Origin of the sequence: Rhizobium sp. 0TCS1.26, assembly GCF_050455525.1 — a bacterium.
Taxonomy (GTDB): domain Bacteria; phylum Pseudomonadota; class Alphaproteobacteria; order Rhizobiales; family Rhizobiaceae; genus Neorhizobium.
On the sequence record NZ_JBCIYV010000002.1, the window covers coordinates 775,993 to 792,227 of the forward strand.

A 16,235-nucleotide genomic window follows, 5' to 3' on the forward strand; every position below is an offset into this window, starting at 1 on the left:
GTTTCAGAAAGCAACGGCTCAGACACATGAGTTCCGCCAAACCGCGCCGCATGCTTGCCCGGACCACGCTGATCGCCAGCGCCGGCCTTCTGGTGCTGGTCCTGCTGTTTCGCATTCTTGCTCCGGCACTCGTTTCCTCAAGTCTCGTGCGCGAAAGCATGGAGACGGCCGTCGAAGCCTGGCTCGGTCACGAGGTCGCGATTGAAGGATCGCCGGAGCTCACCTTCTGGCCACGACCGCTGGTCACTCTCAGCGGCATCACCATCCGCGACGGCGATGGTCCCGACGCCGAGATACTCGGACGGATCGGCGCGATGTCGGCGCGTTTCAGCATTCTCGAAGCACTGCGCGGCAAGCCGGTGTTCGAGGACTTCGATCTCGTGTCGCCCGATATCAAGGTGACCGTCGATGATGCCGGAAAGCTTAACTGGAGCAGTGACGGGTTGCTGGGGCGGGCCGTTGCCGGTGCGTCAGCACAGACGACGACCGCCACGACCGAGACCCCCGACCCGGTCATCGGCGATGTCGAGATCACCGGCGGCCGGCTGGAGATCGCCGATACGCACGGTCGGCGGCTGGCACTCGAGGACATCCAGGGATCGCTGTCGTGGCCGCGTCTCAGCTCCGCAGCCAGGCTGAGGATCCGCGCCGCAGTGCGCGACCAGGTGATGGATATCGACCTCGGCTCGCCGCAGCCACTGATGCTGCTTGCCGGACGCAGCACCGAGATCACCGCGTCGCTGCAATCGGCGCTTGCCTCGCTCAGCTTTTCCGGACGCGCCGATCTCGCCACCTATGCGTTCTTCTCGGGCGACCTGCAGCTCAGCGTGCCGAGGGTCGCCGATGTGGTCCGCTGGGCGAACCTGCCGATCCACACCGCCGATCGGCTGACCGATCTGACCCTGTCGGCGAGCCTCATAACCCTGGACCGAGTGCTGCGGTTCGACCGTATGGCAATCGCCGCCAACGGAACGCGCGGCACCGGCGTCATGGACCTGATCATGGCGACGGACAAGCTGCCGCCTCGCGTGACCGGCACGCTCGCCTTCGACCGGCTGGATCTCTGGGCGCTGGTGACGGCAATCTCCGATGACCGCACGGAAGCGGAGGTGCTCGATCCCGCGGCCCTGCCACCCTTCGAGCGGCAGCTCGGGTTCGATGTCCGATTTTCCGCAAACGAGGCGCGCCTCGGCAGGCTGGCGCTGACGAACGCCGCGGTCAGCATCCTGTCCGATGCCCGACGCGCGCAGGTGGACATCCTCGACAGCGACCTTTCTACCGGAAGCCTGACCGGCCAGTTGCGCATGGACCTTGCACCGCAGCCGGTAACGAGCCTCACGCTTTTGGCCCGCAATGTCGATGCGGAAAGCGTTGCCCAGCAGATGTCGCTCTCTGGGCCGCAGATCGCCGGACCGGTATCACTCGATGCCAACCTGTCACTCAGCAGGGCGGTTGCTCAGGCACGTCCCGAGGATCTTGCCGGCACACTGCATCTTACGGGGCAGAACGGCACGATTTCGGGCCTTGCGATGAACAAGATCCGAGGTCTTGCTGCCACCAGTTCCTACTTTTCGCTCAACCAGGCCGGCAGCGGAAATACGGGGTTCGATACGCTCGAAGTGCTCGCTGACCTGTCGGCTGGCAGTGCCGAGATCCGGACGGCGAAGATGGTGAGCGCGGAGCAGACACTCTCGCTTGCCGGCGTCATCCCCTACCTGACGCACAGCCTGTCTCTGTCAGCAACCCTTGACGACACGGCGGGCGGATTACCGCCGCTCAACCTGTTCATCGGCGGCGCGTGGCCGGACCCGGTGATCTGGCCAGCGCTGCCGCTCGCCCCAAATGATCCTTCGCCTTAAAAAAGCCGAAAGGAACAAACTGCGCAAGTGTCAGTTCTAGAGTCACATAACTCTCTGAAAGGACAGATCAATGCGTGCACTCAACATCATCACCCTGCTTCTCATCATCGTTGGCGGCCTGAACTGGCTGCTGGTTGGCCTGTTCAACTTCGACCTCGTCGCAACGATCTTCGGCGGTCAGGATACGACGCTGGCAACCATCGTCTACGTGCTGGTTGGTCTGTCGGCCCTGTGGCAGCTCATCCCGCTCTCCCGCGCCATGTCGGTCGGTGAAACCGCCGCTCAGGCACATGTCGGCCACCGTTAATAGCCGTTCCTGAGTTCATGATGTACGACGCCGGTCCCTCGCGGGGCCGGCGTTTTTGCGTGCGTCAACCGATGGCGCGCACCGCAGCATGTTCATCCCGGATCCGCCTGACCTCAGCGCGCTTCGTGCCGATCGACGCGGCGATGACGCCGAGCGTCACGAAGCCGATGAGGATCGTGCAGATGGCGTTGATTTCCGGCGTCACCCCAAGGCGCACCTGGCTGTAGATCTTGATCGGCAGCGTCGTGGCACCCGGCCCGGTGGTGAAGCTGGCAATCACCAGATCGTCGAGCGACAGGGTGAAGGCGAGCATCCATCCCGAGACGATGGCCGGCAGGATCAGCGGCAGGGTGATAGTGAAGAAGGTCTTCACCGGCGGAGAGCCGAGATCGAGTGCCGCCTCCTCAAGGCTGCGATCGAAGGTCAACAGCCGCGACTGGACGATGATCGCCACATAGCACATCGTGAATGTCGTATGGGCGATGGTGACCGTCCAGAAGCCGCGATCGACATTTACCGCGACGAACAGCAGCAGCAGCGACAGCCCGGTGATGACTTCCGGCATGACAAGCGGCGCGTAGATCATGCCGGTGAAGGCGGTGCGGCCAGGGAATTTCTGGTAGCGGACGAGCGTCAGTGCGGCGAGCGTGCCGAGGATCGTTCCGAGCGTGGCGCTGAGCAATCCGACCCGCGCGGTGACCCAGGCCGCATCCATCAGCCCCTGGTTCGACCACATCACCCGGTACCATTCGAGTGAAAACCCTCCCCAGACGGTGACGAGTTTCGAGGCATTGAACGAGTAGACGACGAGGATGACGATCGGGATATAGAGGAACGCAAAGCAGATCGTCAGGATGGTGCTGTCGAAACGGGATGGCTTCATCTCATCCCACCTTCTGCTGCTGGTTCTGGAAAATGACGATGGGGATGACGAGCGCCAGCAGCAGGAGCACCGCGACCGCGGATGCCAGCGGCCAGTCGCGATTGCCAAAGAACTCCGTCCACAGCGTCTTGCCGATCATCAGCGTTTCGGCGCCGCCCAACAGATCCGGGATGACGAACTCGCCGGTGATCGGAATGAAGCAGATCAGCGCGCCGGCGATGACGCCCGGCAGGGAGAGCGGAAAGGTGATCTTCCAGAACGCCTTCCACGGCGGGCAGCCGAGATCGCTGGCGGCTTCCAGCAGCGTGCCGTCCATCTTTTCCAGCGCCGCATAGAGTGGCAGCACCATGAACGGCAGGTAGGAATAGACCATGCCGATGAACACCGCGTAGTCGGTGCGGAAGATGTTGACCTGCTCGTCCGGGCCCAGCAGATGCAGGCTCTGCAACAGCAGGGTCAGCAGTCCTTCCGGCTTGAGGATGCCGATCCAGGCATAGACGCGGATGAGGAAGGAGGTCCAGAACGGCAGGATCACCATCATCAGCAGCGTCGGGCGGATAGTCGACGGCGCACGGGCCATGGCCAGCGCCATCGGATAGCCGATCAGCAGCAGCATCAGCGTCGAGATCAGCGCGATGCGCAGCGAGGACAGGTAGGCGCCGATATAGAGGGGATCGTCGCCGAGGAAGGCGTAGTTCTCGAAATCGAGTTGCGACAGGAATTCGCCGATGGCGCCGATGCCACCGAAGGTCGGCGTGTAGGGCGGCATGGCGATCGCCGTATCAGACAGCGAAATCTTCAGGATGATCAGGAAGGGCGCGACGAAGAACAGCAGAAGCCAGATGTAGGGGACCGCCACCACCAGCCAGCGGAGCGGATTGGTTTGCGAAGCAGCGCCGGTGTCCGCCATCCGTCCCTCCTATCGCATCAAGACGAGGCCGGCATCGAGCGGCCAGCTGAGCCACACCATGTCGCCGAAGGTGATCGGGCGGTCGACGAGCCGCGCGACATTGGCCTGGGCGGCGCGAATGATGCGCCCGTCCTCCAGCCTGACGAGAAACACGGAAAAGTCGCCGAGATAGCCGATGTCCCAGACTTCGCCGTGCACGGCATTGACGCTGCTATCGGCCGGCGGGTCGATCGACATGCGAACCTTTTCCGGACGCACCGCAAAGGCCACACGATCGCCGACGGAGGCTGCGCATTCCTGCTCGACGGCGACTGTCAGCCCGTCGCATTCGAGCGTCACGACCGGCGGATCGCCGGCGCGGTTGCCGACCACCGAACATTCCATGAGATTGATGTCGCCGATGAATTCCGCCACGTAGCGGCTGTTCGGCGCCTCGTAGATCTCGGCCGGCGTTGCCACCTGGACCACCTCGCCCTTGTCCATGACCGCGATCCGGTCCGACACGGTCATCGCCTCTTCCTGGTCATGGGTAACGATCAGGAAGGTCAGGCCAAGCGTATGCTGAATGTCCATCAGCTCGAACTGGGTTTCCTCGCGCAGCTTGCGATCGAGCGCGCCGAGCGGCTCGTCGAGCAGCAGCACCTTCGGACGCTTGGCAAGCGAGCGGGCAAGCGCCACGCGCTGCCGCTGGCCGCCCGAAAGCTGCGCCGGCTTGCGCCTCGCAAAGCTGTCGAGCTTGACGAGCTTCAGCATCTCCTCGACACGCGCCGCGATGTCGGCCTTCGACAGCCCGTCCTGCTGCAGACCGAAGGCGATGTTCTTCTCGACCGTCATGTGCGGAAACAGCGCGTAGCTCTGGAACATCATGTTGGTCGGCCGCTTGTAGGGCGGCGTGCCCGACAGGTCCTTGCCCTGCAGGAAGATGCGCCCCTCGGTCGGCTCCTCGAAGCCGGCCAGCATGCGCATGAGTGTGGTCTTGCCGCAACCCGAGGGGCCAAGCAGCGAGAAGAACTCGCGCTCGTATATATCGAGCGTCAGGTTATCGACTGCGGTAAAATCACCGTAGCGCTTGGTGATGTTCTCGAAACGGATGAAGGGCTTGGCCGAGGAATCGGTCCAGGGTGAGAATTTCCGCTTAACCGGTCCGAGAGTTTTCGCCATGCCCCGCCCTTATCCGTTCCCATCAAGCCATCCGACCATGGACCGGTGGCTACCCTTCATGCCACCGGTATTCGCCGCCGTCTTGACAGCTTACTTGCCGGTCTTGATCGCCGTCCACTCGCGGTTGATCACCCGCTGCTCCTTCGGACCGTAGGGCGAGATGGTGAAGAGCTTGGCAAGCGTCGTCTCGCTCGGATAGACGGCCGGGTTCTTGACCACCGAATCTTCCATGACTTTCTGGGCGGCCAGATTGCCGTTGGCATACTGGACGTAGTTCGAGGCCTTGGCGATGACCTCCGGCTTCATCAGGTAGTTGATGAAGGCATGCGCCTCTTCGACATTCTTGGCATCTGCCGGGATCGCCAGGTTGTCGAACCACATATAGGTGCCTTCCTTCGGGATCACGTACTCGATCTCGACGCCGTTCTTGGCCTCCTCGGCACGCGACTTCGCCTGCAGGATATCGCCCGACCAGCCGACCGTCATGCAGATGTCGCCATTGGCGAGATCGTTGATATAGGCCGACGAGTTGAAGGTCTTGATGCTCGGGCGGATCTGCTTGTAGACCTCGCCGCCAGCCTGCAGATCGGCGGTTGCCTTGCTGTCGGGATCCTTGCCGATGTAGTTCATGCCGATCGCGAAGGTTTCGTCGGACGCGTCCAGCATGTTGATGCCGCAGGCCTTCAGCTTCTCGGCATTCTCCGGCTTGAAGAGAACATCCCAGCTGTCGACCGGAGTGTCCCCAAGCGCCGCCTTCACCTTGGCGACGTTGTAGCCGATGCCGGTGGTACCCCACATGTAGTTGACCGCATATTCGTTGCCCGGATCGTATTTTGCCAGCCGCTCCGAGACCAGCGGCCACAGATTGACGAGGTTCGGCAGCTTCGACTTGTCGAGCTTCTGGAATACGCCGGCCTGGATCTGGCGGGCAAGGAAGGGACCAGTCGGCACCACGACGTCGTAGCCCGAACCGCCCGCGAGCAGCTTGGTCTCCACCAGTTCATTACTGTCGAAGACGTCGTAGACGACCTTGATGCCGGTTTCCTTGGTGAAGTCGGTGAGGATCGTCTCGTCGATATAGTCGGACCAGTTGTAGACGTGCACGACGCGCTCCTGCGCCAGCGCCGTGGTCGCGCCGAGAATTGTCGTGGCAAGCCCGATGATGCAGAGCGCGTTCGGCTTCATGATCTTCTCCTGTTCCCGCCATCCCGTCCGACGAAGCGAACGGCGATGATTTTTCTTCCCGTTTGGAGAAAGAGTAGAAAGGAACGCCGCGCGTCACAAGCGAAAACATGTGGCGTCGCACACAGGTTTGGTTACGTCCGTCATCCCTGAAAATCGAAGGCGCTGAGGCCCGCGACCATCTCGTCGAGACCCAGAGGCCGCGTGAGTGGCGGTTCTGCCCGAGACAGGCAGCCCTGGCGCTCGCACAGCCGACAGGCGGTTCCCGCAGCGACACCGGCTGCCGGCAATTCGGCAGCGGCAGCATAGACCGTTTCGGCCGCCGCATCCCACTCGCTTCCGATCAGGATCGCCGTGCGCCGCAGCCGCTCGCCGAACGCGGCCTTGGGCCCTTCCAGCGTGCGGCTGACGGTGAGGAAACGGCCGCCGTCCGGCATCTCGACGCGATCCACGAGGATCTGCCCCGGCTGGGCAAATGCCGCGTGAAGGCTGAGCTTGGGACAGCGCCCGCCAAAGCGGGCATGCGGGAACCCTTGTGCGCCGGCGCGCCGAATGATGTTGCCGGCATGATCAGCCTCCATCAGGAAAAATGGCGGCACCGCGCCTCCCGGCCGACCGAGCATGACCAAGCGATGCGCCGCCTGTTCGAACGACACCTCAAAACGCGCCGCCAGAAGATCGATGTCGTAACGGCTCTTTTGCGCGGCGGAGAGGAACGCCTGGTACGGCATCATCAGCGCGTGCGCGGCATGCCGGGCAAAGTCGAACCTTGCGATGCGCATGGCTTCGCTGCTTGTGAAAGCAAAACTTTCGACCTCGGCGGCGATCACCGGGCCAAACGACAGGAGCGCCAGCTCCTGCGCCATCTCCCGCACCCGGTCCGCCGGCGACAGGCGCTCCGAGAGGAACAGCCGCATGGAGTGCCTGTCGAAGCGCCGGCGCAGCGTCGGCATGGCGTGGACAGGCAGCGTACGCACGGCGATCCCGTGGCTTGTCCGCAACCGGTCCTTCAGTGCGCCGGCCAGATCGTCACCGGCCGACAGCTGCGCCGTCAGGGCTTCGGCGGCATCCTCGATGCGCGGATGGAAGGCGGAACGGCGCTCCAGCGTCTCGCGCACCTCATCCATCGGCAGACGGGTGCCGGCAAGCGACGTCTGATGTCCCTCACGGGCGAGAAGATCGGCAAGATCGGACAGCCGGGCGGCCTGCTCGCGGTAGGCACGGTAGAGCTTGACCATGCCAACGGCGGCATTGGGAGCGCCTTCCGACACCTCGACGAGTTCCTGATCACCGGGGATCTCGCCGGCCAGCAGCGGATCGGCAAACACCTCTCGCAACTGTACGGCAAGCCCACCGCCCTCGCCCTGCAGTTGATCGAGATCGACCTTGTAGACAGACGACAGCCGCAGCAGCAGCTGGACGGTGAGCGGCCGCTGATTGCGCTCGATGAGATTGAGATAGGACGGCGAGATGCCCAACCCCTCGGCCATCGCCGTCTGCGTCAGACCAAGGCTTAGCCGCAGCCGGCGGACACGCGGTCCGGCGAAGATTTTGCGTTCTGCCATATCTCCTCCGTCACAGTCTTTACAGTTTCACCACTGCGGCCTCTTTTACAACTATGACAAGTTTACAGCGATGGCAGTCAAAGGCAAGACAGTCTGACCCGAATTACCACGCTGTTTCTGCTTCTTTTCTTCCGAGCCTCTTCGTCCCTGTGTAAATTACCGTCAGATAATGGCTCACCAGATCCGATGATCGGGTAAGCCGGTTGGTACCGCACAGGGAGGAAGACACAATCATGACAGATTTTTACACACTCGTTCGCAATGCTCCAGCCGGTCGCTTCGACGGCATCGAACGCCCCTACGGCGCCGAGGACGTCGAGCGGCTGCGCGGCTCCATCGAGATCCGCTACTCGCTTGCCGAGATGGGCGCCAACCGGCTGTGGCAGCTGCTCGAGAGCGAGGACTTCGTCAATGCGCTCGGCGCGCTCTCCGGCAACCAGGCGATGCAGATGGTGCGCGCCGGGCTGAAGGCGATCTATCTCTCCGGCTGGCAGGTAGCGGCGGACGCCAATACCGCATCCGCCATGTATCCCGACCAGTCGCTCTATCCCGCCAATGCCGCACCTGAGCTTGCCAAGCGCATCAACAGGACGTTGCAGCGTGCCGACCAGATCGAGACCTCGGAGGGCAAGGGCCTGTCGGTCGACACCTGGTTCGCGCCGATCGTCGCGGATGCCGAAGCCGGTTTCGGCGGTCCGCTCAACGCCTTCGAGATCATGAAGGCGTTCATCGAGGCGGGCGTTGCCGGCGTTCACTACGAAGACCAGCTGGCATCGGAGAAGAAGTGCGGCCATCTGGGCGGCAAGGTGCTGATCCCGACAGCGGCGCATATCCGCAACCTGACAGCAGCACGGCTGGCGGCCGACGTCATGGGCACGCCGACGCTGGTCATCGCTCGCACCGACGCAGAGGCGGCAAAGCTCCTGACGTCGGACATCGATGAGCGCGACCAGCCGTTCGTCGACTACGATCGCGGCCGGACCGTCGAAGGGTTCTACCACGTGAAGAACGGCCTGGAGCCCTGCATTGCCCGCGCCGTCGCCTATGCGCCCTACTGCGACCTCATCTGGTGCGAGACCTCCAAGCCAGACCTGGAGCAGGCGCGGAAGTTCGCCGAAGGCGTGCACAAGGCACATCCCGGCAAGAAGCTCGCCTACAACTGCTCGCCGTCGTTCAACTGGAAAAAGAACCTCGACGACGCGACGATTGCGAAGTTCCAGCGCGAGTTGGGGGCGATGGGCTACAAGTTCCAGTTCATCACGCTGGCCGGCTTCCACCAGCTGAATTTCGGCATGTTCGAGCTGGCGCGCGGCTACAAGGACCGGCAGATGGCCGCCTATTCGGAGCTCCAGGAGGCGGAATTTGCCGCCGAGGCCCGCGGCTATACGGCGACCAAGCACCAGCGCGAGGTGGGAACCGGCTACTTCGACGCCGTGTCGATGGCGATCACCGGCGGCCAGTCTTCGACGACCGCCATGCACGAATCGACCGAGCACGAGCAGTTCCGCCCGGCAGCGGAATAGGCCGGGTTCGTAAGTGAAACCCCTCTCTGGCCTGCCGGCCATCTCCCCCACAAGGGGGGAGAGACTGCGTGGCACCCGTCGCCTCCCACATCCAAGGGTGCGGCCGGATTAGCCCTCCCCCTTGTGGGGAGGGTTGGGAGGGGCCTTCAACCCGACATGAAACTCAAGAACCCAAGAGGAGAAATGCCATGAACGTCCAGACCCGCGTCAAGGAACGCGCCGACGAGCAGAGCACGACGATGACGACCGATCAGCAGGCGGCGATCCGCATGCTGGCCAATGACCTGCATCGCCTGAACCATTCGGTGATGAAGGCGGTCGAGGCCGGCGTCTCGGTCGAACTGGTGCGTTCGGCCCGCCACCACGGCGGCGACGGCAACTGGGGCGACCTGATGATCCCGGTGATCGTCGCGGCTCAGCGCTGATCGCCGTCTTCCACGGGATTACGCTGAAGAGACGGGGGCGCCTGATGTGGCGCCCCCGTCTCGCATTATAGTATGTGGGCCAGACTCGTTCGCGCTCAGGCGGCGCGGCGGCTGCCCAGACCCTGCTGCACCGCTTCGATGCGGAACCGTTCGACCAGGGCCAGCAGGCGATCCGCCTCGGCCGCCAGCTGGATGCTCGCCTGGTTGGTCTCGGCGACCATGGCACCGTTCTGCTGGGTCAGCTGGTCCATCCTGTTGACGGTGCCGTTGATCTCCTTCAGCGCCGCCGACTGATCCTGGCTGGCGGTGGCGATCGAATCGACATGCTGGCTGGCGCCGGCAATCTGCTCGCTGATCGCCGCCAGAACCTTGCCGGCCTGCTGCACGAGATCCGACCCGTTGCGCACTTCGGTGCTCGACTGGTTGATCAGACCCTTGATCTCGCGTGCGGCGCTTGCCGACCGCTGTGCGAGTTCACGGACCTCCTGAGCGACGACGGCAAAGCCCTTGCCGGCTTCTCCGGCGCGGGCCGCCTCGATGCCGGCATTGAGTGCCAGCAGGTTGGTCTGGAAGGCGATATCGTCGATGACTTCGATGATCAGCTCGATCTTCGTCGAGGCTTCCTCGATGCGGCCCATCGCGTCGACGGCATTGCTGACGACGGTCGAGGAACTGTCGGCGGTTTTCCTGGTCGTCGAGACGGCCTCGTTGGCCTCCCTCGCACGGCTGGCGGAATTGGCGACCGTCACGGTGATCTCGTCGACAGCGGCGGCGGTCTCCTCCAGCGAGGCAGCCTGGGATTCCGTGCGGCGCGCCAAGTCGTCGGACGCGACGCTGAGATCGGCGGTTCCTCTCTGGATGGTCAGCGTGCTGGAGCGGATATGTCCCATGGTATCGCGCAGGCGGGTGATCGAGCTGTTGAAGTCCGCGCGCAGCTGCTCCAGCTTGCCGGAGAAGCTGGTCTCGATGGTCTGTGACAGGTCGCCCTGAGCCAGACGCGAAAGGGCCGATCCGAGTTCCGCGACGGCCACGTCGATCTGCAGGTCGACCTGCTGCTTTTCCGCGTCGCGTCGGATGCGTTCGCGATCGGCTTCGGCGCGGGCTTCCGCCGACTGGCTCTCGACCATCTGCTTGTCGCGGGCATTGGTGCGGAAGACCTCCAGCGCCCTGGCAATGTTGCCGAACTCGTTGCGGCGGCTGGTGTATGGGATCTCGGTGTCCTTGCCGCTGGCGATAAGGCGGATGCTCTCGGTCAGCACGGTCAGCGGATGAACAAGCCTGCGGGTCATCAGGAAGCCGACGAGGCAGACGGTGGCCATGGCGATCAAACCGGTGACGATCATCACCCATGCGGAATTGGCGATCTGTGCGAAATAGACCTCCAGCGGAATGCCGATGAAGAGAACGCCGGAGACGGCGCCGCTCATGTCGGTGACCGGGAAGTAGCCGGTGATGAAGCTGCGGCCGAAGAGTTCGGCCGGCCCGTAATAGGCCTCGCCGCGGGCCAGCGCCGCCTGGGCCGGGTGATCGGCCGCCAGCTTGGTGCCGGTGGCCCGTTCGCCGCTTTCCTTCTTGACGTTGGTGGAGATCCGGACGTAGTCGCTGCCCTGCTTCTGGAAGACCGTGGCGACGCCGGCAATCGACTGCGCCGTGCGATCGACCAGCGTGTGATCTGCCAGCTCGACCTTGCCGTCCTGCCGGACGCGGGTCACCGTGCCGTCGGTGACGGACAGCTGCGAGCCCTGTACCGAGCCATTGTAGAGGATGGCCATGGCCCGCATCGCCGAGCGTGCATCTCCGGCACTTTTCTCCATCGTCTCCGCGCGCAGATAGGCATAGGTCATGCCACCCACCGCCGTGACGGCGGTAACGACCAGGAGAAGGCAGAGGATCAGGATGCGCGACGTGACAGACGCAGGAATGATTTTCGACATATCGGTCCCTTCTTGGCAGCGAGCCAGAGAGGACATTCTAGGAAAAGTCGGTAAAAAACTTCCTAAACCTGCGGTTTATCAATTTTGAGGGTAGCGACCGGAGGTTCGCCGCCGCATCCAGGCGCTCGCGCGGATGCTGCCGGTGGTACCGACCCTGCGACAAGGTGGACGGCTGCAGTGCCTAGAAGAGGCCCGGCAATGCCAGGAGCGCTGCGGTTGCACCGGCAGCCAGCACCAGAAGGCGCATACGCAGGAGAGACTTGGTTTCGGCAATGGCAACGGCACGCGCACGAGGCTTCTGCATGATCGGTATCCTCAACCACTGGACATCCCCACGGTCGCCCGTCAGGGAAGCGCTACACAGTCCGGGTACACGACGACTGTGCGCGCATTGAGGCAGAATGAGATACGTGGATTAACAAGTCTTGAATCGTCGACGCGCGATGAAAGCTGGCCGCAGAAATCAAAAGGCCCTCCGCGATTGCTCGCGGAGGGCCAGAGCTTTCAGAATAACGCCGGTCAGGCGGCGCGGCGGCCTGATCCATAGGCGGATCCGGCTTCAGGCTCGACGCGGAACTGGTCGAGCAGCGCGACGAGCTGGTCGGCTTCTTCCGCCAGCTGACGGCTGGAGGCGCTCGTCTCCTCGACCATTGCGGCGTTCTGCTGTGTCAGCTGGTCCATCTGGTTGACGGCGCCATTGACCTCCTGCAGCGCTGCCGACTGATCGCGGGAGGCGCCGGCGATGGTCTCGACGCGCGTTGCGATCTGCGACACCTGATCGCCGATCGAGGCCAACGCGTCACCCGTCTGCTGGACCAGCAGCGAGCCGTTGGCGACTTCGGTGGTCGAGGCGTTGATCAACTGCTTGATCTCCTTTGCGGCACTTGCGGAGCGCTGCGCCAGTTCGCGCACTTCCTGGGCGACGACGGCAAAACCCTTGCCCGCATCGCCGGCACGCGCCGCCTCGACGCCGGCGTTCAGCGCCAGCAGATTGGTCTGGAAGGCGATACCGTCGATCACCTCGGTGATCTGGCCAATCTTCTGCGAGGCACCCTCGATGCGTTCCATGGCGGATACCGCATTGCGGACGATGACCAGCGAGCCGTCGGTGCTGCGGCGGGTATCCGCAACAATACCGTTCGCTTCGCGCGCCTGTTCGGCGGCTGCGCGGACATTTGCCGTCACTTCGCCGACGGCGGCTGCCGTCTGCTCCAGAGAGGCGGCCTGGGTTTCCGTGCGCCGCGACAGGTCGTCGGTCGAATGCGACATCTGACGAACGTTGCCCTGGATGGCCGAGACGTTCTGCTGGATGAGGCCGATGGTATCCTGGAGCCGCATCATCGAGCGGTTGAAATCGGTGCGCAGCTGTTCGAGGCGTCCGACGAAGGGGGTGTCGAGGGTGGTCGAGACATCGCCGTCTGCGAGACGCTCCAGCCCCTGCGCCAGGGCGCCGACGGCAAACTGGATCTGCCGGTCGATTTCCTGCTTTTCCCGCTCGTTGCCTTCCCGCTCGGCGTCGGCGGCAGCGCGTTCCTGCTCGCTCATCGCTTCGATGCGGACCTTCTCCTGGGCGTTCTCCTTGAAGATGCCGAGTGCGCGGGCCATGTCGCCGATCTCGTCGCGACGTGCCTCGCCCTCGATGGCGGTCTCCAGGTCGCCGGCCGCCAGGCGGCGCATGGTGGCGGCAATCTGAAGGATCGGACCCTTGAAGGTAAAGATCAGGCCGATGCCGGCGAAGATGGCGACGAGGATGCCGAGTGCCGTGGCGGTGATCGAAATCTGGTTGGCGCGGTCGCGCTCGGTGCCGGCGGCATCGCGCTGCTCTGCGGCAAACCGCGTCAGGTTGGTCCAGATGACGTCGATCTGCTGGGCGGCGGCGTTGAAGGCGTCGACGCGCTTCTTCGACAGGTCGAGCAGCGACGTTGCCTTGGCTTCCAGCGTCTCGGTGAGCGGCAGGATGGCGCTGGCGCGGTTGCGTGCCTCGACAGGATAGCTCTCATCCATCTTCAGGGTGCCGGCAGCAATCTGCAGCGACATCAGCGCGCCCTGCAATTCGCCGAGCACACCGGCATCCGGGGAGGTCGCGTAGGTCGTCGCCTTCAGTTCGACGATCTTGCCGGCGTCGAGGACCTGGCGTGCGGCATTCAGGAAGTTGGTTGCCGTGGCGATCGGTGCGTCCAGCTGGCCGAATACTTCGGTCGCCTGGCGTGCCTTGGTGGATGCGGCGCCCTGGAGGCGGATGGAGGACGGCCGCATGAGGTTGACGGCGCGCTCGGCCGAACCGACCGTCGTGTCGTTGACGACGCCGATTTCAAGCTGGGTGCGGATCTGCTGGACGCTGTCCTTCAGCTGGTCTGCGAGAACCTTCTGGTCGAGCGGCAGGGCCGCGGCGACTTCGGCAACGGCGGCGGAGACAGCCGGCAGCTGGTCCTTGGCGATGCTCATCTTCTGTTCCGGCGCGGTCTGGCCGTTGAAATCGGTCACCATCTTGGCGATGGTCGCGGAGCCGCGCGTCAGCTTCTCGGCGTCGCGCAGCAGAGACTTGGCCTTGGCCTCGTCCTGGCCCAGGTTGCCGCGGCTGACGGTTGCGTAGCTGAGGAGAGCCGACTGCAGCTTGACGATGGCGGCGAGATCGGCGTTGAGGCCGGCACGCACGGAGGTCTCTTCCTGGAAGGAGGCCCATAGCTGGTCGATCTGGTTGTCGATCGCGTCCGCACCGGTGATGGCGGAATCGATCTCGTCCTGACCCTGATCGTTGTTGGCGCCGGAGCGCACGGTCTTCAGCTGATCGATCTGTTCCTTGATCTGCTGATCGAGCGCCTTGCGCGATTCATCGCTCGTGTGGCGGAGGAATTCGGTCATGCTGGCATACACGCCCTTGAAGCCGCTCAGCGACTGCAGCACCGCATTCGACATGTCCATCCGGCTCTGCAGCAGATTGGACGCGTAGATGCCGGACAGTCCGACCGCCGAGATACTGACGACGAACGGCACAATGAATGCCACGACCTTGGTTTGAATCCGAAAGCGCGCAAGCATACGATCGATGACCATGGAACACCCCTGAAAACGCAAATGCAGTCCCCCCGCCGCAGTCTCTGTCGAAATCGGGGACGGTTCGTTGTGCCATGCACACGTGAACGAAGACTGAATTCCGGGTGATGAATTTGGTGTTCGGCTCCATGACTTCGCGCAATGCGAGCGCATCGGCATCGACCGTGGGGTCGAAACCGCGTCCTCTGGACTGCCTCAGGCTGCTCAGCCGGAAAGGGCCTCGCCACAGACATGGCCGGAAGCCCAGGCCCACTGGAAATTGTAGCCGCCGAGCCAGCCTGTGACGTCGACGCACTCGCCGATGAAGTAAAGCCCAGGCAGCGCCTTGGCCTGCATTGTTCGGGAATCCAGCATGCTGGTGTCGATGCCGCCAAGCGTCACCTCGGCAGTCCGATAGCCTTCCGAGCCCGCTGGCCTGATCGTCCAGTCCTGCACGGCTGCCGCCACGGCTCCCAGCGCCTTGTCGCTGTAGTCCGCCAGCGGTCCGACCAGCCGGTGCTGATCGGCGAGGAACTGTGCGAGGCGCCGCGGCAGGATCTCGCCCAAAACCGTCTGCACCGCCTGGCGTCCATTCTGCCGGCGGGCCTCCTTCAGCAGCGCCAGCACGTCGCAGGACGGCTCCAGCGTCAGGGCGATGTCATCGCCTTCCTTCCAGTAGGACGAGATCTGCAGGATGGATGGGCCGCTCAGTCCGCGATGGGTAAACAGCAGCGCTTCGCGGAACGTCGTCTTGCCGTGACGCACCTGCGCATCGACGGAAACGCCCGAGAGCGGCGACAGCTTTTCCAGCATCGACGGGTCAAGCGTCAGCGGCACCAGCGCCGGACGGGTTTCGGTCATCGCCACGCCGAACTGCTCGGCAATCCGGTAGGCAAGTCCCGTGGCGCCCATCTTTGGAATGGACTTGCCGCCGGTCGCCACCACCAGCGCACCCGCCTCGACCGTTTCGCCGTCGATCGCGACGCGAAAACCGTCCTCGGTTTTCTCGATCGCGCCTATCTGACGCTGCAGCTGGAGATCGACGCCGACGGCCAGCATCTCGTCCAGCAGCATGCGGACGATATCCTTGGCGCTATCGTCGCAGAACAGCTGGCCGAGCGTCTTCTCATGCCAGGCAATACGGTGCTTTTCGACCATCGCCAGGAAGTCACGCGGCGTGTAGCGCGCCAGGGCCGACTTGGCGAAATGCCGGTTGCCGGAGATATAGTTGGCCGGGCTGGCGTGGACGTTGGTGAAGTTGCACCGGCCGCCGCCGGAGATGCGGATCTTTTCGCCCGGCGCCTTTGCATGGTCGACCACCAGCACTGATCGGCCGCCGGCGCCGGCTCGGATGGCGCACATCATGCCCGCGGCGCCGGCGCCCAGCACCATCACATCATATCGGCGTTTCACAGTCGGCAATCCCGTGTTCTCAAGCCATCCCTGTTTGCGA

Annotated in this window: 13 protein-coding genes; 4 read left to right on the forward strand and 9 right to left on the reverse strand. The window is 63.7% G+C overall.

The annotated features are described in order from the left end of the window. Window positions 1-26: 26 nt before the first annotated feature. Complete coding sequence (locus AAIH46_RS10980) at window positions 27-1,859, forward strand: AsmA family protein (protein WP_430305896.1); 1,833 nt, start codon at window positions 27-29, stop codon at window positions 1,857-1,859. Between the two features lie 70 nt (window positions 1,860-1,929). Further along, entirely contained in the window at window positions 1,930-2,166 is a 237-nt protein-coding gene (locus tag AAIH46_RS10985; RefSeq protein ID WP_430305897.1) for a DUF378 domain-containing protein, read from the forward strand. A 64-nt stretch (window positions 2,167-2,230) separates the two neighbouring features. On the opposite strand, the gene AAIH46_RS10990 is transcribed toward AAIH46_RS10985, so the two are convergent. The 5 genes from AAIH46_RS10990 to AAIH46_RS11010 form a co-directional block, all read right to left on the reverse strand. Further along, a complete protein-coding gene (locus tag AAIH46_RS10990; protein WP_430305898.1) occupies window positions 2,231-3,049 on the reverse strand; it encodes an ABC transporter permease in 819 nt (272 codons plus the stop codon). A gap of 1 nt (window position 3,050) precedes the next feature. Beyond that, window positions 3,051-3,959 (reverse strand): ABC transporter permease subunit, encoded by a 909-nt coding sequence (locus AAIH46_RS10995; protein WP_430305899.1) that lies wholly within the window; start codon window positions 3,957-3,959, stop codon window positions 3,051-3,053. A 9-nt stretch (window positions 3,960-3,968) separates the two neighbouring features. Next, on the reverse strand, window positions 3,969-5,120 hold the full coding sequence (locus AAIH46_RS11000) for an ABC transporter ATP-binding protein (RefSeq protein ID WP_430305900.1): 1,152 nt from the start codon (window positions 5,118-5,120) through the stop codon (window positions 3,969-3,971). 90 nt (window positions 5,121-5,210) lie between these two features. After that, complete coding sequence (locus tag AAIH46_RS11005; protein ID WP_430305901.1) at window positions 5,211-6,305, reverse strand: polyamine ABC transporter substrate-binding protein; 1,095 nt, start codon at window positions 6,303-6,305, stop codon at window positions 5,211-5,213. A 140-nt stretch (window positions 6,306-6,445) separates the two neighbouring features. Next, the gene (locus AAIH46_RS11010) at window positions 6,446-7,867 is read right to left on the reverse strand and encodes a helix-turn-helix domain-containing protein (protein WP_430305902.1); all 1,422 of its coding nucleotides are present in this window, start codon (window positions 7,865-7,867) and stop codon (window positions 6,446-6,448) included. Between the two features lie 233 nt (window positions 7,868-8,100). On the opposite strand from AAIH46_RS11010, the gene aceA reads away from it, so the two are divergent. Together aceA and AAIH46_RS11020 are read left to right on the forward strand one after the other, a co-directional pair. After that, the gene (gene aceA, locus AAIH46_RS11015; protein ID WP_430305903.1) at window positions 8,101-9,390 is read left to right on the forward strand and encodes an isocitrate lyase; all 1,290 of its coding nucleotides are present in this window, start codon (window positions 8,101-8,103) and stop codon (window positions 9,388-9,390) included. 188 nt (window positions 9,391-9,578) lie between these two features. After that, window positions 9,579-9,815: a hypothetical protein gene (locus tag AAIH46_RS11020; protein ID WP_430305904.1), complete on the forward strand. Its 237-nt coding sequence runs from the start codon at window positions 9,579-9,581 to the stop codon at window positions 9,813-9,815. A 95-nt stretch (window positions 9,816-9,910) separates the two neighbouring features. Here the strand turns inward: AAIH46_RS11020 and AAIH46_RS11025 are convergent, their stop codons facing one another. The 4 genes from AAIH46_RS11025 to AAIH46_RS11040 form a co-directional block, all read right to left on the reverse strand. Continuing rightward, a complete protein-coding gene (locus AAIH46_RS11025) occupies window positions 9,911-11,749 on the reverse strand; it encodes a methyl-accepting chemotaxis protein (protein WP_430305905.1) in 1,839 nt (612 codons plus the stop codon). Window positions 11,750-11,930: 181 nt separating this feature from the next. Next, window positions 11,931-12,053: a hypothetical protein gene (locus AAIH46_RS11030; RefSeq protein WP_430305906.1), complete on the reverse strand. Its 123-nt coding sequence runs from the start codon at window positions 12,051-12,053 to the stop codon at window positions 11,931-11,933. Between the two features lie 215 nt (window positions 12,054-12,268). Further along, complete coding sequence (locus AAIH46_RS11035; RefSeq protein ID WP_430305907.1) at window positions 12,269-14,803, reverse strand: methyl-accepting chemotaxis protein; 2,535 nt, start codon at window positions 14,801-14,803, stop codon at window positions 12,269-12,271. Window positions 14,804-15,007: 204 nt separating this feature from the next. After that, on the reverse strand, window positions 15,008-16,174 hold the full coding sequence (locus tag AAIH46_RS11040) for an NAD(P)/FAD-dependent oxidoreductase (RefSeq protein ID WP_430306540.1): 1,167 nt from the start codon (window positions 16,172-16,174) through the stop codon (window positions 15,008-15,010). Window positions 16,175-16,235: the final 61 nt, after the last annotated feature.

Bases quoted from the DNA above. Each gene is read 5' to 3' on its own strand.
- AAIH46_RS10980 (WP_430305896.1), top strand. From the start codon at position 27: ATGAGTTCCGCCAAACCGCGCCGCATGCTTGCCCGGACCACGCTGATC.
- AAIH46_RS10985 (WP_430305897.1), top strand. From the start codon at position 1,930: ATGCGTGCACTCAACATCATCACCCTGCTTCTCATCATCGTTGGCGGC.
- AAIH46_RS10990 (WP_430305898.1), bottom strand. From the start codon at position 3,049: ATGAAGCCATCCCGTTTCGACAGCACCATCCTGACGATCTGCTTTGCG.
- AAIH46_RS10995 (WP_430305899.1), bottom strand. From the start codon at position 3,959: ATGGCGGACACCGGCGCTGCTTCGCAAACCAATCCGCTCCGCTGGCTG.
- AAIH46_RS11000 (WP_430305900.1), bottom strand. From the start codon at position 5,120: ATGGCGAAAACTCTCGGACCGGTTAAGCGGAAATTCTCACCCTGGACC.
- AAIH46_RS11005 (WP_430305901.1), bottom strand. From the start codon at position 6,305: ATGAAGCCGAACGCGCTCTGCATCATCGGGCTTGCCACGACAATTCTC.
- AAIH46_RS11010 (WP_430305902.1), bottom strand. From the start codon at position 7,867: ATGGCAGAACGCAAAATCTTCGCCGGACCGCGTGTCCGCCGGCTGCGG.
- aceA (WP_430305903.1), top strand. From the start codon at position 8,101: ATGACAGATTTTTACACACTCGTTCGCAATGCTCCAGCCGGTCGCTTC.
- AAIH46_RS11020 (WP_430305904.1), top strand. From the start codon at position 9,579: ATGAACGTCCAGACCCGCGTCAAGGAACGCGCCGACGAGCAGAGCACG.
- AAIH46_RS11025 (WP_430305905.1), bottom strand. From the start codon at position 11,749: ATGTCGAAAATCATTCCTGCGTCTGTCACGTCGCGCATCCTGATCCTC.
- AAIH46_RS11030 (WP_430305906.1), bottom strand. From the start codon at position 12,053: ATGCAGAAGCCTCGTGCGCGTGCCGTTGCCATTGCCGAAACCAAGTCT.
- AAIH46_RS11035 (WP_430305907.1), bottom strand. From the start codon at position 14,803: ATGGTCATCGATCGTATGCTTGCGCGCTTTCGGATTCAAACCAAGGTC.
- AAIH46_RS11040 (WP_430306540.1), bottom strand. From the start codon at position 16,174: ATGGTGCTGGGCGCCGGCGCCGCGGGCATGATGTGCGCCATCCGAGCC.